This window comes from Vreelandella sp. GE22, assembly GCF_968212445.1.
The window spans coordinates 2,197,413-2,215,819 of sequence record NZ_OZ309110.1; the positions used below are offsets into that span (position 1 = coordinate 2,197,413).

Here is an 18,407-nt window from a genome sequence, read left to right on the forward strand (position 1 = left end):
TACCTTGTGCTGGATGCCCCAATGACACTGCTTTGGATTGTTTTACTCCCCTTACTGGGCGTGCTGATGCCGGTCATCGCTGGTAAACGCTCGCGTTTGACGTGCTCGCTTGCCACCGCCATCGCGCCGGCCATTGCGCTGGGCTTGACGCTTTGGCAGATTCCGGCACTCAGTGAAGGCCAGCCGCTGCGGTTTTTCGCCGAGTGGCTCCCCGAGCTTGGCCTTGCACTGGCCTTTCGCCTGGACGGGTTGTCGCTGCTCTTCAATCTCTTGATTTTGGGCATTGGACTGCTGATTCTGCTCTACGCCCACTTCTATCTTTCGAAAGAGGAGCCGGTGGGGCGTTTTTACAGCTTCTTGATGCTGTTCATGGCATCGATGGTGGGAATTTCGCTCTCCAATAACTTATTGCTGCTGTGGCTCTTTTGGGAGCTTACGAGCCTATCGTCGTTTCTTTTGATCGGTTTTTGGTCCCACCGCAACGATGCCCGTAAGGGCGCGCGCATGGCGCTGACCGTGACCGGCGCAGGCGGGCTTGCCCTGCTCGCCGGGCTTTTGCTGCTGGGCAGTATCGCCGGCAGTTTCGACATGGACACGGTACTGGCAAGTGGCGCGATGATCGTCGAGGACCCGCGCTATCCGGTCATGCTCGGGCTGATTCTGCTCGGCGCGTTTACCAAATCCGCGCAGTTTCCGTTTCATTTCTGGCTGCCCAACGCCATGGCCGCGCCCACGCCGGTCTCGGCGTACCTGCACTCGGCCACCATGGTCAAGGCGGGTATATTTTTGATGGCGCGCCTGCACCCGGCGCTCGCGGATAGCGTCCTGTGGCAGCTCGTGGTTCCCGTGGTGGGCATGATCACGCTGATTTACGGCGCCTGGTTCGCGTTTTTCAAAACCGACTTGAAGGGCATACTCGCCTACTCGACGATCAGTCATTTGGGGCTGATCACGGTGCTTTTGGGTATCGGCAGCCCCATGGCGGTGCTGGCGGCGCTTTTCCATATCATCAACCACGCGGCCTTCAAGGCGGCGCTTTTCATGATTGCCGGTATCATCGACCACGAAGCGGGTACCCGCGAGCTCAAGCAGCTTGGGCGGCTAAGAAAAAGTATGCCGGTCACCGCCCTGCTTCTGACACTCGCCGCCGCCGCCATGGCCGGCGTGCCGCTGTTCAACGGCTTCATCTCCAAGGAAATGTTCTTTACCGAGACCCTGGAGAGCCCGCTTTTGGGTGGGCTTAGCTGGCTGATACCGGCGCTGGCGACGCTTGGCGGTATTCTTTCGGTCGGATACTCGGTGCGTTTGGTGGTGGCGGTGTGCCATAAAGAGCCGCGTCAGGCGTCGCCCAAGACGCCACACGAGCCGCCGTACTTGATGCGCCTGCCGGTGGAAATCCTCGTGGGTATCTGCCTGCTGGTGGGTATCCTGCCCGCCTTCATGGCCACCGGGCTGCTGGATCTGGCCACGCAAGCAGTGCTGCAAGCGCCGCTCGATTTTCATCTATCGCTCTGGCACGGCTTTAACCTGCCGCTATTGATGAGCGTGATCGCCTTTATAGTCGGCGCGGCGCTTTACTGGCGTCATCACGATCTACGCCGCTTTACCAGCGGCTTCGCACCCATGGATGCCAGCCGTATCTTCGAGCGCACCGTGGTCAGCCTTGCGCACCGCTGCGAGCTTTTGATCACCGCTTGGGACGGCCAGTCGCTTCAGCGCTATATGGGCTGGCTGCTGCTGGCGACCCTGGTCATGGGCGCGGTGGGGCTTTCGCAAATCACCGAGCTGACCGGCGAGCTTGGCAACCAGCCGGTGGACGGCATCGTGCTGTTCGGCGCCTTGATGCTGATTTTTGGCGGCCTGGCCACCGCCGTGACCCACCGCTACCGGCTGATATCGCTTTTGATGCTCTCGGTGGTCGGGCTTTTCGTGGCACTGACCTTCGCGCGTTTTTCGGCGCCGGACCTGGCACTGACCCAGCTCTCGGTCGAGGTCGTGACCATGATCCTTTTGATGTTGGCGCTGTTTTTCCTGCCGCAAAAAACGCCGCCGGAATCCAGCCCCAAGCGTAACCTGCGCGATATCCTGCTGGCCGGCGCGGTCGGCGGCGTGGTGGCGAGCCTCAACTACGCGGTGATGACCCGCGAAACGCTCTCGATTTCGCAGTTTTTCATGGAGAACAGCGTGCCCGGCGGTGGCGGCCATAACGTGGTCAACGTCATTCTGGTCGATTTCCGCGGCTTCGATACCCTGGGTGAAATCACCGTGCTGGCGCTGGCCGGTCTTGCCATTTTCAAACTGTTGAATCGGCTTAGGCTGTTCATTCCGCACAGCGACAGCGAAGGTCGCCTCTGGTCGCCGGACCGCTACCCGGCGATTCTTACCTCGATTTCGCTGGCGCTTTTACCGCTGGCCCTGCTGGTGTCGGCGTTCATCTTCATTCGCGGGCACAACGAGCCCGGCGGCGGCTTTATTGCCGGTTTGATTACCGCAGTCGCGCTCATCCTGCTTTATATGGCCCGCGGCGTTGAGTGGGCGCAAGAGCGCCTGGACTTCCCCTTCCAGCCCGTCGCGGTGGTGGGCGTGGCCGTCGCCACCCTGACCGGCCTGGGGAGCTGGCTGTTCGGTCACCCGTTCTTAACCTCTGCCTTTAGCTATTTCAGCCTGCCGCTGGTGGGCAAGTTCGAGCTGGCCACGGCGCTTTTATTCGATCTAGGGGTGTACCTGGCCGTGGTCGGGGCAACGCTGATGATTCTGGCGAACCTTGGCAAGGTGACCACCGCGCACCGCCCGGTGGTCAACGCCACGAAAGACGACAACACCGCGGCAGCAATCAACAAGGAGACGCCCTGATATGGAAACGCTCTACGCAATCACCACCGGCGTTCTCAGCGCCAGCGGGCTCTATCTAACGCTTAGAGGGCGTACCTTTCCCGTGGTGGTCGGCCTGACCCTTTTATCCTACGCGGTGAACCTGTTTTTGTTCTCGATGGGCGGGCTGACCTCCGATGGTGCCACCATCGTTCACGGTGAAGGCACCTATGCCGACCCGCTGCCCCAGGCGCTGGTTCTCACCGCTATCGTGATCGGCTTTGCGATGACCGCGTTCGTGGTGATTTTGGCGATGCGCGCGCGCAGCGAGCTGGGTAACGACCAGGTAGACGGCAAGAAGGAAGACCGCGAATGATGCAACACCTTGTAGTTTTTCCCATCGTGGTGCCGTTGATCGCGGGCATTTTGATGCTCTATCAGCGCCAGGGGCTGGTGCGCTTCAAACGCGTGGTCAGCGTAGGCGCCACTGCGCTTCTGGTGGTAGTGGCCGCCGCCCTGGTGGAGCGAGCCTCAAGCGGCGAGATTCTCTACTACGCCCTGGGCGATTGGCAGCCGCCGTTTGGTATCGTGCTGGTGCTGGACCGGCTTTCGGCGTTAATGCTGCTGCTGACCTCCGTGCTCGCCCTGGGCGCGGTGGTGTTCGCCTGCGCCGGCGACGATGAAAAAGGCAGCAACTTCCACGGCCTGTTTCAGTGGCAGCTTTTGGGTATCAACGGCGCCTTTTTGACCGGCGACCTGTTCAACCTGTTCGTGTTTTTCGAGGTGCTGCTGTTGGCCTCCTATGCGCTGCTACTGCACGGCGGTGGCAAGGCGCGTATTCAGTCCGGGGTGTATTACGTCGTGCTGAACCTGGCGGGGTCGTCGCTTTTTTTGATTGCCGCGGGCATCCTTTATGGCGCCACCGGCACGCTGAACATGGCCGATATGGCGATTCGCGTCGCCGAGCTTCCTGCCGAGCGCCAGGGCATCGTGACCGCGGGGGCGCTGATGCTGCTGGTGGTGTTTGGCCTGAAAGCCGCGATCTTGCCGCTCTACTTCTGGCTGCCCCGCGCCTATTCGGTAGCGCCGGCGCCGGTGGCGGCGCTGTTCGCCATCATGACCAAGGTGGGTATCTACGCCATTCTGCGCGTCTATCTCTTGGTGTTCGGTGAAAGTGCCGGCGCGCTTGCCGCCCTGGAGCAGGCCTGGGTGTGGTGGCTCGGCCTTGCCACCCTCGTCGCATCGATGGTGGGCATTATGGCCGCCCAGGATCTTCGCCTGCTCGTTTCGTATCTTGTGCTGCTGTCGGTGGGTACACTGCTGGTCAGCGCAGGGATGCGCAGCGAAGCGGGGGTCTCGGCGCTACTTTACTACCTGATTCATACCACCCTGATCACCGGCGGGCTCTTTTTGCTGGCCGAGATGATTGGCATGCAGCGGGGCAAGGCCGGCACACGGCTGGTGAAGGCACGCCCTTTGGTACAGGGCAAGACGCTGGGGCTTTTGTTTCTTATCGGCGCGGTGGCCGTAGTCGGCGTACCGCCGCTTTCCGGTGCTATTGGCAAGGCGCTGGTACTGGGCGCCGCCGAAGGCGCCCAGCGCCTGTGGCTATGGCCGGTTTTGCTGATCGCGAGCCTGGCGTCGCTGATCGCGCTTTCCCGCGCGGGCTCGACGCTTTTCTGGCGCAGCGCCCAGGGCAGCCCGAGCGGCGCTAAACTTTCCGGGTTTCAGTGGTTAGGCGTGGTGTGGCTATTGAGTGCGGCGCCGCTTTTGGTGGTATTCGCCCATCCGGTGAGCGTTTATACCCAAGCCACCGCCGAGCAGCTCGCCAACCCCGAGCGTTTGACCGACACGCTTATTTCTGAATCACGAGGCCGCTTATGATACCGCCGCGTAAATGGCTACCCACGCCGGTTTTATCACTTTTGCTGCTGTTCGTGTGGCTTTTGATGGCGCGCAGCTACGCCCCCGGGCAAATACTGCTGGGTGGCATACTGGCGATCATCATTCCACTGGTGACCTACCGCTTTTGGGATACGCAGCTTCGCATCAAAAAACCCTGGATGCTGGTGCGTTTCATCCTTCGCGTGCTCAAGGATATCGTGGTGGCCAACTTCGAAGTGGCGCGCCTGGTCGCCAACCCCTGGAAGCGGCTCAAACCGCACTTCATCGAGTACCCGCTGATGCTGGAGGAGCGCTTCACCATCACCTTGCTGGCCAGCACTATCAGCCTGACCCCGGGTACGGTGTCCGCCAACCTGCGCCTGGACGGCCAATCGCTTTTGATCCATGCGCTGGATGTCGAGGACGAGCAGGCGCTGATCGACCAGATTCGCGAGCGTTACGAGCGCCCTCTCAAGGAGATTTACGAATGTTGAGCGTGGCTTTATACCTTACCTCGACCTTGGTGGTCATCGCGCTTTTGCTGAATCTGTTCCGGCTGATCATCGGGCCGGACCTGCCCGATCGGGTGCTGGCGCTGGACACCATGTACGTCAATTCGATCGCGCTGATCGTGCTGCTGGGGCTTTGGCTGGGTACCAAGACCTACTTCGAGTCGGCGCTTTTGATCGCCATGCTCGGTTTTATCAGCACGGTGGCGGTGTGCAAATACATTCTGCGCGGGGATATCATCGAATGAGCCTGTCAACGACTCACAAAGGAGCGCTTGCATGTCTTTTTTAGCCGAGGCGTTCGTCTCTGTTTTACTGATTACCGGCGGCGTTTTCGTGTTTATCGGATCATTAGGCATGGCGCACTTGCGCGACTTTTACATGCGCCTGCACGGGCCTACCAAGGCCTCTACCCTGGGTATCGGCTGCATGCTGGTCGCCTCGATGGGCTATTTTTGGGGGACGGATGGCCACATCGATATTCAGGAAATGCTGATTACGCTGTTTTTGTTCATCACCGCGCCGGTCAGCGCCCACCTGCTCGCCAAAACGGGCCTGCACCTGCGCGTCAGGCACGCTCAAAAAACCGGCGGCGTGCCCTTCGAGCTTCGCGACGAGGAAGTCGGCAAAAAGCCGGTGCCCCATCCGGACAAGGGCCACGGCTAAGCCTGACTCAGGTACAAAAAAAGCGGCGCTCGGCGTAATGCTGGTCAGTTAAGCTTGGCTATCACCTGTGGGACGGAGCTTTAGCTCGCGACGGGTGGCTTGGCCAGGGCGCCTGACGGCGCCATTCGCCGAATTGTCGGACCACCGCTGAAGCGGGCTCCACAACAACGAAATCTTGCATCCATCCCTTGTAGGAGCAGGCTTCAGCCAGCGATGCAGCGCAACGCGCTGCCGGGGTTGGTGATGATGGCAACCAAAAGTGCCGTCGCCACCGAAGGGCGGCTATCGCCGCCATCGCCCAATGGAATTGGGCTCCTACAATGGAGTCGTGCCCCATCCCTCGTAAGAGCAGGCTTTAGCCAGCGACGCAGCGCAACGCGCTGCTACAATAGATTTACCGCTCGTTGTGGGTAGGCAAAAGCCTTAACTGATCGGCATTAGGCGCTCGGCGCCGCTTTTTTTATAAGGCGTTTTAGCCCACCAGCTCCTCTTCCGAGTGACCCAGAAGATAAAGCAGGCCATCGAGCCCGGCGGTGGTCAGCGCCTGGCGGGCCTGGGCACGCACCACGGGCTTGGCACGAAACGCCACGCCCATGCCGGCCTGGGCCAACATCTTAAGATCGTTGGCCCCGTCGCCCACCGCCACGGTTCGAGCAAGCGGCCACCCCTGGCGGCTGGCGATCTCGGTCAGCAGCGCGGCCTTGCGCTCGGCGTCCACGATCGGTTCCTGCGTAGCGCCGGTCACCTTGCCCGCCTCGACCACCAGCGCATTGGCATGCACCTCGTCAAAGCCAAGCGCTTGCTGCAGGTAGTCGGCAAAATAGGTGAAGCCGCCGGAGAGAATCGCCGTGCGGTAGCCCAGTCGCTTGAGGTTGGTTATCAGCCGCTCGACACCCTGCATCAGCACAAGCTCATCGGCGATGCTTTCCAGCACCGACTCGTCAAGACCTTCGAGCTTGCTCATACGCGCGCGAAAGCTCGCCTTGAAATCGAGCTCGCCGCGCATGGCGCGCTCGGTCACTTCCGCCACGGCCTCGCCCACGCCGTGGCGCTTGGCCAGCTCGTCGATCACCTCGGCCTGAATCAGAGTAGAGTCCATATCGAAGCAGACGAGCTTGAACGGCGCCTCGGGTTGAGTGTGAACGACGATATCCACCGGGTGGGCTTCACTCACCGCCAGCGCCGCCTCGCGAAACACCTCCCACTGCGCGCTGTCGCCCTCGACCACGTACTCGAGCGCGTCCTGGCTATCGCCATTGGCGGTATCCGCCAGGCGCCTGGCGCTCTGCTCATTCAGACCGAACCGCTCTTTGAGCTCGGCCACTGAGGATTCGATGGCCGGCGTCAAACGCGGCGCCAATACGGTCAAAAGTTTCTCACTCGATGCCACGACTCACTCCCCTGCCTCTAAACGGTCTACCTTTTGAAACCCACGGGGAAGCTTGCTGCCTCGCCGTCCGCGCTCGCCGCGGTAGTACGCCAAATCGCTCGCTTTCAACGTGAGCTTGCGCTTGCCGGCGTGGATGACCAGCTCGGCATTTTCGCCCACCACGGTGATGTCGCGCAGGAACTCCTCGCGCCGCGCGGCCCGGGCGCCGGGGATATCGAGCATTTTGTTGCCCTTGCCCTTACTCATTTCCGGCAATTGTTCGAGCGGGAAGAGCAGAAGCCGCCCTTCGTTGGAAACCAGCGCCACCCAAAGCGCCTCGCCTTCCGGCACGGCGATGGGCGCCATGACGTTGCACCCCTTGGGCAGGCTGAGCACCGCCTTGCCGGCCTTATTCTTGCCGGTCAAATCGCCCAGTTTAGCCATAAAACCGTAGCCACCGTCGCTTGCCATCAGGTAGCGCTGGGTAGGCGGGGCAAGCATCATGCCGGCCATCTGGGCGCCGGCGGCCACGTTCGCCCGCCCGGTAATCGGCTCGCCCTGGCCTCTAGCGCTTGGCAGGTTGTGGGCGCTCAGGGTATAGGCGCGCCCGGTGTCGTCGATCAGTACCAGCGGTTGATTCGTCTTGCCCCGGCTTGCCAGCTGGTAGCGGTCGCCGGCCTTGAACGAGAGCCCAGCGGGGTCGATGTCGTGGCCCTTGGCGGCGCGAATCCAGCCTTTTTCGGAGACCACCACGGTAATCGGGTCGGCGCCGAGTAGCTCGACTTCCGAAAGCGCCTTGGCCTCGCTTCGCTCGACCAGCGGCGAGCGGCGGGCGTCGCCGTGCTCCTTGCCGGCGGCGCGAATCTCTTTCTCGATCAGCGTGGTCAGCTTGGCTTCGCTGCCCAGAAGGCCTTGCAGCGTCTTGCGCTCTTTTTCGAGCTCTTCCTGCTCGCCGCGAATCTTCATCTCTTCGAGCTTGGCCAGGTGGCGCAGGCGAAGCTCCAGAATCGCCTCGGCCTGGCGCTCGGAAAGCGCAAAGGCCTCGATCAGCGCGGCCTTTGGCTCGTCCTCTTCGCGGATGATGCGAATCACTTCGTCGAGGTTGAGATACGCCGTCAGCAGGCCTTCGAGAATGTGCAGGCGGTCTTCCACCTTGCCCAGCCGGTGTTCCAGGCGCCGGCGCACCGTGGCGCGACGGAAAGTAAGCCACTCGGCCAGCATATCCGGTAGCGCCATGACCCGGGGGCGGCCGTCCAGGCCGATCACGTTCATGTTGACGCGCACGTTCTTTTCGAGATCCGTGGTGGCGAACAGGTGCGCCATTAGGGATTCGACGTCCACGCGGCTCGAGCGCGGCTCGATCACCAGCCGCGTTGGCTCTTCGTGGGTCGACTCGTCACGCAGGTCCGCCACCATGGGCAGCTTCTTGGCCTGCATTTGGGCGGCAATCTGCTCGAGCACCTTGGCACCGCTCACTTGATACGGCACCGCGGTGATGACGATATTCGCCTCTTCGCGCACATACCGGGCGCGAAGTTTGACCGAGCCGCGCCCGGACTCGTAGAGCTTACGCAGATCCGCCGCCGGGGTGATGATCTCGGCATCCGTCGGAAAGTCCGGCGCCGGGATGAACTCCATCAGGTCCGTGGTGGTGGCACCGGGGTTGCGTAGCAGATGGCAGGTGGCCTCGACGACCTCGCTCACGTTGTGCGGCGGAATGTCGGTTGCCATGCCCACGGCAATGCCGGTACCGCCGTTGAGCAGCACGTGAGGCAGGCGCGCCGGCAGCACGACGGGTTCTTGCATGGTGCCGTCGAAATTGGGCGCCCACTCGACGGTGCCCTGGCCAAGCTCGCCCAGCAGCATCTCGGCAAATTTGGAAAGCTTGGCCTCGGTGTAGCGCATGGCCGCAAAGGATTTGGGGTCGTCCGGGCTTCCCCAGTTGCCCTGGCCGTCCACCAGCGGGTAGCGGTAGCTAAAGGACTGCGCCATGAGCACCATGGCTTCGTAACAGGCGCTGTCGCCATGCGGGTGGAATTTACCCAGTACATCGCCCACGGTACGCGCGGACTTCTTGTACTTGGCGTTGGCGTTCAACGCCAGTTCGCGCATGGCGTAAATGATGCGCCGCTGCACGGGCTTCATGCCGTCGCCGATATTGGGCAGCGCGCGATCTAAAATCACGTACATCGAGTAGTCGAGGTACGCTTTTTCGGTGTAGTCGCGAAGGGACAGGCGCTCGACGTCGCCCTCCGCCACTTGAATATCCATGGTCATCGGGGGTTATACCTCAATGTCTGCGAGGTTGCCGTAATTTTCCAGCCACTGCTTGCGGTCGCCGGCGCGCTTCTTGGCCAACAGCATGTCCATCATTTCCATGGTGCCGTCGCCTTCACTGAGAGTGAGCTGGACCAGCCGGCGGGTTTCGACCGCCATGGTGGTCTCTCGAAGCTGCAGCGGACTCATCTCACCCAGGCCCTTGAAGCGCTGAACATTGGGCGTGCCGCGCTTTTTGGCGAGCTGCTTGAGAATCGCCGCCTTCTCGCTTTCATCCAGGGCGTAGTGCACTTCCTTGCCCAGGTCGATGCGATAAAGCGGCGGCATGGCCACGAACACGTGGCCGGCGTCCACCAGTGACGGGAAGTGGCGCACGAACAGCGCACACAAGAGCGTGGCGATGTGCAGGCCGTCCGAGTCGGCGTCGGCGAGAATACAAATCTTGTGATAACGAAGCTTCTCGAGATCGGCGCTTCCCGGGTCGGCACCGATCGCCACGGCGATATCGTGCACCTCCTGGGAGCCGTAGATATCGTGGGTTTCCACCTCCCAGGTGTTCAGAATTTTACCGCGCAGGGGCAAGATTGCCTGGGTTTCGCGGTTACGCGCCTGTTTGGCGCTGCCGCCGGCGGAATCCCCCTCGACCAGGAAAAGCTCGCTTTGCGAGGGGTCCTGGCCGGAGCAGTCGGCAAGCTTACCCGGTAGCGCCGGCCCAGAAGTGACCTTCTTGCGCGCGACCTTCTTGGCCTTTTTCTGGCGGCTTTGCGCGGCGCTGATGACGAGCTCCGCAAGCTGCTCGGCCTGATCCACGTGGTGGTTCAGCCATAGCGAGAAGGCGTCTTTAACGACATTGGAGACGAACGCCGCGATGGTGCGCGAGGAGAGGCGCTCCTTGGTTTGCCCGGCGAACTGCGGGTCGAGCATCTTCACCGATAGTACAAAGGAGGCGCGCTCCCAAAGATCGTCCGCGGTGAGCTTGATGCCCCGGGGCAAAAGGCTTCGGTATTCGCAAAACTCGCGCAGCGCGTCCAAAAGCCCGGAGCGAAAACCGTTGACGTGGGTGCCGCCCTGGGGCGTGGGAATCAAATTGACGTAGCTTTCCAAAAGCGCCTCACCACCTTCCGGCAGCCACTGGATTGCCCAGTCGACGCCGTGCTCGTCGTCGCTGAAGTGGCCGATGAAAGGCTCGGCGGGCAATACATCATAGCCGTCAGTGGCCTGGGCGAGGTAATCACGCAGGCCGTCCGCGTAGGCCCACTCGGTTTGGGTACCGTCGGGCTCGACCAGGGTAACCTTGAGCCCCGGGCAGAGCACCGCTTTGGCGCGCAAAAGGTGTTTTAGCCGGCCCACCGCGAGTTTCGGGCTATCGAAGTAGCTCTCATCCGGCCAGAAGCGCACCAGCGTACCGGTGGCGCGCTTGGCCGCCTTGCCGATCTCGTGAAGCTCGTCGGCCTTTTCGCCGTGTTCGAAAGCGATGGCGTGACGCAAGCCGTCGCGGGTGACTTCGACCTCCAAACGACGTGAAAGCGCGTTGACCACCGACACCCCGACCCCGTGCAACCCGCCGGAGAAGCGATAGCTCGACGCCGAGAACTTACCGCCGGCGTGCAGTTTGGTCAGAATCAGCTCGACGCCGGAAACGCCGTGTTCCGGGTGAATATCGATCGGCATGCCACGGCCGTTATCCATGACTTCGATCGCGCCGTCATCGAACAACACGACATTGATAGCCGTGGCATGGCCGGCCAGCGCCTCGTCGACGCTGTTATCGATGACCTCCTGAACCAGATGATTGGGCCGGGAGGTGTCGGTGTACATACCGGGACGCTTACGCACCGGCTCGAGCCCGGACAGGACCTCGATAGAACTCGCGCCGTACTGGGAGGCATCAAACTGGGTCATGTAACGTCGATTCCTGAGAAACAGTGCTAAGACCGCGCCCAAGTGAACGGGCGCGGCGAAAAAAGGCACAGCATAGCTTAAAAGCAAACTACTGTATATCCAGCCATATCTAGCGTGGCGTTAAAGCCAGCGGCGAGTAACCGCACACCCGTGGGCGTCTACTCCCCGCCCTGCTCTGCCGCCCAAAAGGCCTTGATGAGCCCCTGGCTCGAGGCGTCCAGGCGGCTAACGTCGCCCTTGCCTTCCATGGTCGCCAGGGTGTCCTTGGCGATCTCCTTGCCAAGCTCTACCCCCCACTGGTCGAACGGATTGATGTCCCAAATCACCGCTTGGACGAACACCTTGTGCTCGTAAAGCGCGATCAGCGCGCCCAGGGTTTTGGGCGTCAGCTCATCCATCAACACCGTGGTAGAGGGCTGATTACCCCGGTAGCGCTTGTGCGCTGGAGGGGTGCCGTCTTCGTCGACGGCGTCGTCACCCAGCATCAACACCCGCGACTGCGCGAAGCAGTTGGCCAAAGAAAGCCGGTGCTGCGCCTTGAGCAGGCGCTTCGTGTCCGGGTCTTCGACCTCGTCGTAGCGCTTGAGCGGGGCGATAAAGTCGCACACCACCGGCTGGGTGCCCTGGTGCAAGAGCTGGTAAAACGCGTGCTGGGCGTTGGGCCCAAGCTGGCCCCAAAGGACCGGGCAGGTGGAGTAGTTCACGCTTTCGCCCTGGCGCGTGACGGACTTGCCGTTGGATTCCATCTCGAGCTGCTCGAGATAGGCGGCAAAGTACTCCAGACGCCCGTCATAAGGCAGAATCGAGTGGGCGCGAATATCCAGAAAGTTGACGTTCCAGATACCGGCCAGCCCCAGCATGACCGGCAGGTTTTGATCGAGCGGCGCGTCGCGAAAATGACGGTCCATCTCGTGGGCGCCGGCCAGCAACGCGCGAAAGTTTTCCATCCCGACGATCAACGCGATGGGCAGCCCGATCGTGCCCCAGAGCGAATAGCGCCCGCCGACCCACTCCCAGAACATCAACTGGTGATCCGCCGCGATTCCCCACTCGCACATCTTCTCCGGGCTTGCCGAGACGCCGATGAAGTGTTGGCGAACGATCAGCTCAGCGCTCAAGGGCTTGGCGCCGATCATTTCGTCGTGTTCGGCCAAACGGCCCAGCAGCCAGTCCCTGGCGGTGTTGGCATTGGAAAGCGTATCGATGGTGGTGAACGACTTCGACGACAAAATGAACAGCGTGGTTTCCGGGTTGAAGCGGGCGAGATAATCCGCCAACTGCGAGCCATCCATGGTCGAGGCAAAGTGAACCTCGACCGGGTGAATGTCGTCGGGCCGGTAGTCGGCTAGCGCGTGGGTGACCATCAGCGGGCCCAAATCCGAGCCGCCTACTCCCAAATTGACCACATGACGAATCGGTTTGCCGGTCGCGCCCCGCCACTGGCCCGCGTGTAGCCTTGACACCAGCCGCTCCATCGCATCGAGGCTTTCGTGCACGGCGGTGACGACGTTGTCGCCCTCGACCTCAAGCGTGGCATCCGCGGGCAAACGCAGCGCGGTGTGCAGCGCCGGGCGGTTTTCGCTGGTATTGACCCGTTTGCCGCTTAAAAGCGCGTCGATCGCGCCGGGCACGCCCGCCTCGTCCGCCAGCGCCAAAAGGTGCTCCAGGGTGTCGTCGTCCCAGCGCTGCTTGGAGAGATCCAGCGTTAGCCCGTTGACCTCACGGGTGAACGTTCGAGAGCGGCTCGCCTCGCCAAAAAGATCCTTCAAGTGCACGTTTTCGAGCGCTCGAGCATGACGGGTCAGCGCTTGCCACGCGGGTAGCGTGTCGGGAGTGTCGTGTTTTGCCAAAGCCGTTTCCCTCTTTTTGGCGGGTATCCTAAAGCCTGGGACTGTTGTGTTGTGCCGGGGCCGCGTAAACTACGCCCCCTCCACTTTTTAGCCTGGCTTGCCCATGAGTAACGCATCTTACCGTGACGCTATCTTTTCGACACCCCTTGACCGCGTAGCGCGCTTCTCTTTCGACGAGCAGGTAGTCGCGTGCTTCCCCGACATGATCCGCCGATCAGTGCCGGGGTACGGCCAGATTTTGGGTATGTTGAGCCTGATTGCACAGCGCCACCTGCGCCACGGCGCCCACGTGTACGACCTGGGCTGCTCGCTGGGCGCCTCGGGCCTGGCGCTGGCCGGCGCACTCCCCGCGGATGCGTTTCGCTATACCGGGGTCGATGTCTCCCCGGCCATGGCCGAGAAAGCCCGCCAGACGTTTCTGGACGAATGCCCCGACCACGCCATGACGGTGATCGAAGACGATATTCGAACGCTGGAGTATGCACCTTCGGGCATGATCATTTTGAACTTCACGCTGCAGTTTTTACCCCCGGCGGACCGCGATGCGCTGCTCGCCCGCCTGTACGCGGCGCTCGAGCCCGGCGGCGTTTTGATTCTCTCGGAAAAAACCGTCGACCCGGACGAGCGTGACAACGCCTGGCGGGTCGAGCGCTACCATGATTTCAAGCGCGCCAACGGCTACAGTGATATGGAAATCAGCCAAAAGCGCACCGCACTCGAGAACGTGCTGATTCCGGACTCCCTGGACGTGCTTCATCAGCGCCTCCAAACCGCCGGCTTTCCCAGGTCGATGACCTGGTTTCAATATCTGAACTTCGCCTCCTTGATCGCGTTCAAGGAGGCTTGAGGTGCCATTACCCGAGGATCACCGAGCACTCTACCAGGCGTTTCTGGATCAGGCGGCGCTGGACGACGCGCTGCTTCCCTGGCTTGCCCGCCTGCCCGAACAGCTCGCCCAGGGGCTGGATAAAAAGCGCCACGGCGACCTATCCGCTTGGGAAAAAGCGGTCAAGAAACTGCCGCACTTGCCCGAGCCACGCGAGGTATCGCTGACAAGCGACACGGTGACCGTGGACATGGCGCTGGATGAGAGCCAGAGGCGCCAGTGCTTCAACCTGCTCAAAAAGCTCGCGCCCTGGCGCAAGGGGCCGTTCAATCTGGGCGGCATCGAGATCGACACCGAATGGCGCTCGGACTGGAAGTGGCAGCGCGTGGCGCCGCACCTGGCCCCCTTGAAGTATCGCAAGGTACTGGACGTAGGCGGCGGCAGCGGCTATCACGCCTGGCGGATGGCCGGTCTTGGCGCCGCGTTCGTGCTGGTGATCGACCCCTCGCCGCGGTTTTATTGGCAGTTTCAGGCGGTGCGCCATTTCGTCGGCGACGCCGATCATCAGCGCACCCACTTTCTACCGGTAGGCATCGAGGACGTGCCGGAGAACCTGGCCTTTTTCGATACCGTCTTCTCCATGGGCGTGCTCTACCACCGGGTTTCCCCTTTCGAGCATTTGAATCAGTTGAAAGCAGCCCTGGTCCAGGGCGGCGAGCTGGTACTGGAAACCCTGGTGGTCGAAGGCGACGAGCAAACGGTGTTCGTACCCGGCGAGCGCTACGCCGCGATGCCCAACGTCTACTTCCTGCCCTCCTCCAAAGCACTCTGCCACTGGCTGGAACGCTGTGGCTTCACCAACGTGCGCGTGGTAGACGAAGCGGTCACGACGCTGGAAGAGCAGCGCAGCACGGAGTGGATGACCTACCAGTCGCTTTCAGATTTCCTCGACCCCGATGATCGTAGCCGCACTATAGAGGGTTATCCTGCCCCGCGGCGCGCGGTGATGATCGCTAACAAACCCGGCTAAAGGCTCAACCAGTGCCTCGCTTCAAGGAAGGGCGAGGCACGGGAGCTTGGAGCGTTCTTTCTAAAAGCTCAGAATTCGGCGGAGGCGGTTGTATTAGCAGACGCGAGATAATGACGTAGTTTCTGACGCTGAAGCGTCTTTATCATGGGCAGGTTCAGTAGGCTTGCCGGCGCCGTGACCAGCATGCCAACGCCCATCATGATCATTCCCGTTAAAGCGCCCCCTTTTGACTGGCCAGGCTCGAGATTACGCGACAGAGTGTAAAGGCCCGCCAGGCTCGTACCGACCGCGGCAAGCAAGACAGGGTAAATATACATAGCCTGGTTATCGAGGCTATAAAGCAGCCCTCCCCCCAATACCAGCAAAACATACAGCGCCACCCATACCATGGGCGTATCAAAAGAAACCTCTTCCTGATCGAAGCCACGGCTTTTCAAGAAGGCCGCGAGGGGTATAGTCAGCTTTCCAGCTTTATCGAAGTGGACAACCCCCTCTTTAGGTCCCATCGCAAAAAGCGCCTTGCCTTGGGAGTTCTTGATCTCGCCAATGGACGCTTGATAGGCACTATCAACTTTTTTACCGCTTTTCTTTCTCAGCACCAATGTTATTCCACTGTCGTGCTCGCTCAAGGCACGATATAGAGATTCGATCAGCTCACTATCAAACTCTCTTTTAAACCCACACGGAAGCATAGTTACTCCAATTGACTCATAAAAAAACTCGAATCGACTATATCCTTATATAAAGAACGAGCCGGCTCAAGCGACCAGGACTGACAACGACATAAATTTTGTGCCACATATTGAGTTATTCTGAATAACACTAAAAATCTTCATTATACATAACGAATGTAGTAATAACTTTAATAAAGTGCCGCCTTGGCTTTAGCGTCCCCGGCTTCTGCTTTGGGTAGCGTGAGCTCGAGCGCCTCTTGCGGCCAGTCGTCTCCATTTTCCGGGCAAACATCGCCCAGCTCGCAGGCGCCGCCATCGAAGAGGCGCAACATAGCGTAGGGGGTCACCGTGTTGGGCGGCCTGGGTTAAACCCATATGACGCAAGCGATCAACTTCTCCTAGATAATACATCGCCTCCGCATCACCCGCTTCTGCGGCTATTTCCAAATAGGGCGGGCTCTTTGAGCGTTGGTGTGCGTTGTAAAGCCTCATACCCTCTTCTTTGGCGGCTTGCGCTTCTTCATCCAACGCCCAGGCAGGTGATAGCGTTAACGGCATCAAGAGGAAGTAGGCTAGTGTTCCCAGAAGACCGGCGCGAGGCAGTAACATCATCAGGGCCCAAACTTCTCGGGGAAATAAGAGAGCGGCGGCTCCAGGCCTAGCCATTCATTTTTCATGTGTTCGCCTTCGGCGCGTTGTTCAGCGGTGATGTGCTCTCTATAGATATCAAGATCTTGCTCTGAATAGCTCCCAGTCACCTCTTCCTGAATGGCCAACAATATTGCCCACCCTTTTGCAGGATCTGGATCCAATGCTGCTCGACATAAATCTTCGAAGTCGCTGAGCGTGGGTACTATATTACAGGCGGCTATCCATCGACGCCCATTAATATGACCTGCTTTAGAGGATGCTTCTCGCCACTCTCTGGATTCTTTGTAATGCTCTAGATGACTCAAGACGACAGCCAAATTGTTCATGCCCGGCGCATACCCTGCCTCGGCTGCCCGGCGAAACCATACTTCCGCTGCTTCTAATTGCTCCATATTGAGCTCGAAAGAACCTCCTGCATCACGCGCCTTCTTACCCAGCGTGTTCATGGCCCAAGCATTGCCCGCCTCGGCTGCCCGGTGTAGCCACACAAGCGCCTCTTCTTCGTCGGGCTCTTCCACGTAGTAATAAGTGTAATAAAGCGCCGCCATGGCATCCGAGTCCCCGGCTTCTGCCTTAGGCAACGTGAGCTCGAGTGCCTCCTGCGGCCAATCATCGCCATTTTCCGGGCAAACATCGCCCAGCTCGCAGGCGCCGCCGTCAAACAGGCGCAACATAGCGTAGGGTTCACCGTGTTGGGCGGCCCGATAGTACCAATCCAGTGCGGCCTGGTTCATATTGCCCATAACCAGTCGGCGGTTGGCCTCACCCAGGTAGTACCTCGCCTCTGCATCGCCTTCTTGTGCTGCTTGTTCTAAATGAGGAATAGCACTTTGAGGCCTACTAATACTGTAAAGGCGCATTCCTTCTTCTTTGGCGGCTTGTGCCACCTCGTCCAAAGCCCACGCAGGTGGTAGCGTTAACGGTATCAAGAGCAAGCAGGCCAGTGTCGCCAGAAGACCGGCGCGAGGGAACATCATCATCAGGGGCCAAACTTCTCGGGGAAATAGGAAAGCGGCGGCTCTAGGCCTAGCCAGTCCTCTTTCATACGCTCACCTTCAGCGCGCTGCTCAGAGGTAAGTCTGTCACGATAGACTCTTAGTGACCGCTCAGAGGAAGTACTCGGCACCTCTTCATCAATAGCAAGGAAAATAGCCCACCCTTCAGCTGGGTCTGGCTCGGGGGCTCCTCGGCATAGCTCACGCCCGCTTTCGTTCGGTACTATATTGCAAGCAGCCAGCCAACCACGGCCATTCATATAGCCGGCTTTAGACGCATTGGCCATCCACTCCCAAGCGTCTTCTGGCTGTTCCAAATGATTTAGCACTGAGGCGAGATTATTCATCCCAGGCGCATACCCATTTTCGGCGGCCCGGCGAAACCATACCTCCGCTGCCTCCAAACGCTCTGTATCGCTACTGTAAGCATCCTCATCATTACGTGCGCGCTTGCCCAGCGTGTTCATAGCCCAGGCATTGCCCGCCTCGGCTGCGCGGTCCAGCCACTCGAGCGCCTCTTCTTCGTCGGGCTCTTCCACGTAGTAATAAATGTAATAAAGCGCCGCCATGGCCTCAGCGTCCCCGTCTTCGGCCTTGGGCAGCGTGAGTTCGAGTGCCTCCTGCGGCCAATCATCGCCGTTTTCCGGGCAAACGTCGCCCAGTTTGCAGGCACCACTATCGAAGAGGCGCACCATGGCGTAGGGCTCGCCGTGCTGGGCGGCCTGGTAATACCAGTCCAGTGCGGCCTGTGAAAGACCTCGGCTAAGCAGTCGATTCGCTTCGCCCAAATAATACATCGCTTCCGCATCGCCACTTTCGGCGGCAATTTCAAGTGGCGGCTGCATCCTTTCCCACTGGTGAATACCCCATAACCGCATTCCTTCCTCTTTGGCGGCTTGCGCTTGCTCGTCCAACGCCCAGGCTGGTAGTAGCGTTAACGGCGTTAAGAGCAAGCTGGCTAGG

General features: G+C 60.4%; 16 protein-coding genes. 8 read left to right on the plus strand and 8 right to left on the minus strand.

The features are described from left to right. The first annotated feature begins 21 nt into the window (after nucleotides 1-21). Genes ACWHRL_RS10515 through ACWHRL_RS10540 form a run of 6 tightly spaced genes read left to right on the plus strand, consistent with a single transcriptional unit; the run spans nucleotide 22 to nucleotide 5,870 of the window. On the plus strand, nucleotides 22-2,853 hold the full coding sequence (locus ACWHRL_RS10515; protein WP_447893596.1) for a monovalent cation/H+ antiporter subunit A: 2,832 nt from the start codon (nucleotides 22-24) through the stop codon (nucleotides 2,851-2,853). A gap of 1 nt (nucleotide 2,854) precedes the next feature. After that, a complete protein-coding gene (locus ACWHRL_RS10520) occupies nucleotides 2,855-3,187 on the plus strand; it encodes a Na+/H+ antiporter subunit C (protein WP_447529116.1) in 333 nt (110 codons plus the stop codon). Beyond that, nucleotides 3,184-4,695, plus strand: a complete 1,512-nt coding sequence (locus ACWHRL_RS10525) for a monovalent cation/H+ antiporter subunit D (RefSeq protein ID WP_447893597.1) — start codon at nucleotides 3,184-3,186, stop codon at nucleotides 4,693-4,695. The genes ACWHRL_RS10520 and ACWHRL_RS10525 overlap by 4 nt, the downstream gene beginning before the upstream one ends. Beyond that, entirely contained in the window at nucleotides 4,692-5,189 is a 498-nt protein-coding gene (locus tag ACWHRL_RS10530; RefSeq protein WP_447529118.1) for a Na+/H+ antiporter subunit E, read from the plus strand. The genes ACWHRL_RS10525 and ACWHRL_RS10530 overlap by 4 nt, the downstream gene beginning before the upstream one ends. Continuing rightward, entirely contained in the window at nucleotides 5,183-5,452 is a 270-nt protein-coding gene (locus ACWHRL_RS10535) for a K+/H+ antiporter subunit F (RefSeq protein WP_447529119.1), read from the plus strand. Before ACWHRL_RS10530 ends, ACWHRL_RS10535 begins: the two co-directional genes overlap by 7 nt. Nucleotides 5,453-5,483: 31 nt before the next feature. Next, nucleotides 5,484-5,870, plus strand: coding sequence for a Na+/H+ antiporter subunit G (locus tag ACWHRL_RS10540; protein ID WP_447893598.1), 387 nt, complete (start codon nucleotides 5,484-5,486; stop codon nucleotides 5,868-5,870). A gap of 472 nt (nucleotides 5,871-6,342) precedes the next feature. Here the strand turns inward: ACWHRL_RS10540 and serB are convergent, their stop codons facing one another. The 4 genes from serB to pgi all read right to left on the minus strand — a co-directional run bounded on the left by serB (nucleotide 6,343) and on the right by pgi (nucleotide 13,268). Beyond that, nucleotides 6,343-7,260 carry a phosphoserine phosphatase SerB gene (gene serB, locus ACWHRL_RS10545; protein WP_447893599.1) on the minus strand — a complete coding sequence of 306 codons (918 nt, stop codon included), beginning with the start codon at nucleotides 7,258-7,260 and terminating at the stop codon, nucleotides 6,343-6,345. A gap of 3 nt (nucleotides 7,261-7,263) precedes the next feature. Continuing rightward, on the minus strand, nucleotides 7,264-9,516 hold the full coding sequence (gene parC, locus ACWHRL_RS10550) for a DNA topoisomerase IV subunit A (RefSeq protein ID WP_447893600.1): 2,253 nt from the start codon (nucleotides 9,514-9,516) through the stop codon (nucleotides 7,264-7,266). A gap of 6 nt (nucleotides 9,517-9,522) precedes the next feature. Continuing rightward, nucleotides 9,523-11,418, minus strand: a complete 1,896-nt coding sequence (gene parE / locus ACWHRL_RS10555) for a DNA topoisomerase IV subunit B (protein ID WP_447893601.1) — start codon at nucleotides 11,416-11,418, stop codon at nucleotides 9,523-9,525. Between the two features lie 158 nt (nucleotides 11,419-11,576). Further along, entirely contained in the window at nucleotides 11,577-13,268 is a 1,692-nt protein-coding gene (gene pgi, locus ACWHRL_RS10560) for a glucose-6-phosphate isomerase (protein WP_447893602.1), read from the minus strand. Between the two features lie 103 nt (nucleotides 13,269-13,371). Between pgi and cmoA the strand changes: the two genes are divergently transcribed. Both cmoA and cmoB read left to right on the plus strand, forming a co-directional pair. Beyond that, on the plus strand, nucleotides 13,372-14,115 hold the full coding sequence (gene cmoA, locus ACWHRL_RS10565; protein WP_447893603.1) for a carboxy-S-adenosyl-L-methionine synthase CmoA: 744 nt from the start codon (nucleotides 13,372-13,374) through the stop codon (nucleotides 14,113-14,115). Nucleotide 14,116: 1 nt separating this feature from the next. Beyond that, nucleotides 14,117-15,124 (plus strand): tRNA 5-methoxyuridine(34)/uridine 5-oxyacetic acid(34) synthase CmoB, encoded by a 1,008-nt coding sequence (cmoB, locus tag ACWHRL_RS10570; RefSeq protein WP_447893604.1) that lies wholly within the window; start codon nucleotides 14,117-14,119, stop codon nucleotides 15,122-15,124. 68 nt (nucleotides 15,125-15,192) lie between these two features. Here the strand turns inward: cmoB and ACWHRL_RS10575 are convergent, their stop codons facing one another. The 4 genes from ACWHRL_RS10575 to ACWHRL_RS10590 all read right to left on the minus strand — a co-directional run bounded on the left by ACWHRL_RS10575 (nucleotide 15,193) and on the right by ACWHRL_RS10590 (nucleotide 18,322). Next, complete coding sequence (locus tag ACWHRL_RS10575) at nucleotides 15,193-15,816, minus strand: hypothetical protein (RefSeq protein WP_447893605.1); 624 nt, start codon at nucleotides 15,814-15,816, stop codon at nucleotides 15,193-15,195. 170 nt (nucleotides 15,817-15,986) lie between these two features. Then, nucleotides 15,987-16,145 carry a hypothetical protein gene (locus ACWHRL_RS10580; RefSeq protein ID WP_447893606.1) on the minus strand — a complete coding sequence of 53 codons (159 nt, stop codon included), beginning with the start codon at nucleotides 16,143-16,145 and terminating at the stop codon, nucleotides 15,987-15,989. A 264-nt stretch (nucleotides 16,146-16,409) separates the two neighbouring features. After that, nucleotides 16,410-17,336 (minus strand): tetratricopeptide repeat protein, encoded by a 927-nt coding sequence (locus ACWHRL_RS10585; RefSeq protein ID WP_447896165.1) that lies wholly within the window; start codon nucleotides 17,334-17,336, stop codon nucleotides 16,410-16,412. A 92-nt stretch (nucleotides 17,337-17,428) separates the two neighbouring features. Then, nucleotides 17,429-18,322 (minus strand): tetratricopeptide repeat protein, encoded by an 894-nt coding sequence (locus ACWHRL_RS10590; RefSeq protein WP_447893607.1) that lies wholly within the window; start codon nucleotides 18,320-18,322, stop codon nucleotides 17,429-17,431. Between the last annotated feature and the right edge of the window lie 85 nt (nucleotides 18,323-18,407).

Coding starts and splice junctions, on each gene's coding strand:
- ACWHRL_RS10515 (WP_447893596.1), top strand. CDS start 22: ATGACACTGCTTTGGATTGTTTTACTCCCCTTACTGGGCGTGCTGATG.
- parE (WP_447893601.1), bottom strand. CDS start 11,418: ATGACCCAGTTTGATGCCTCCCAGTACGGCGCGAGTTCTATCGAGGTC.
- cmoA (WP_447893603.1), top strand. CDS start 13,372: ATGAGTAACGCATCTTACCGTGACGCTATCTTTTCGACACCCCTTGAC.
- ACWHRL_RS10540 (WP_447893598.1), top strand. CDS start 5,484: ATGTCTTTTTTAGCCGAGGCGTTCGTCTCTGTTTTACTGATTACCGGC.
- parC (WP_447893600.1), bottom strand. CDS start 9,516: ATGACCATGGATATTCAAGTGGCGGAGGGCGACGTCGAGCGCCTGTCC.
- ACWHRL_RS10520 (WP_447529116.1), top strand. CDS start 2,855: ATGGAAACGCTCTACGCAATCACCACCGGCGTTCTCAGCGCCAGCGGG.
- ACWHRL_RS10535 (WP_447529119.1), top strand. CDS start 5,183: ATGTTGAGCGTGGCTTTATACCTTACCTCGACCTTGGTGGTCATCGCG.
- ACWHRL_RS10530 (WP_447529118.1), top strand. CDS start 4,692: ATGATACCGCCGCGTAAATGGCTACCCACGCCGGTTTTATCACTTTTG.
- ACWHRL_RS10590 (WP_447893607.1), bottom strand. CDS start 18,322: ATGCGGTTATGGGGTATTCACCAGTGGGAAAGGATGCAGCCGCCACTT.
- ACWHRL_RS10575 (WP_447893605.1), bottom strand. CDS start 15,816: ATGCTTCCGTGTGGGTTTAAAAGAGAGTTTGATAGTGAGCTGATCGAA.
- ACWHRL_RS10525 (WP_447893597.1), top strand. CDS start 3,184: ATGATGCAACACCTTGTAGTTTTTCCCATCGTGGTGCCGTTGATCGCG.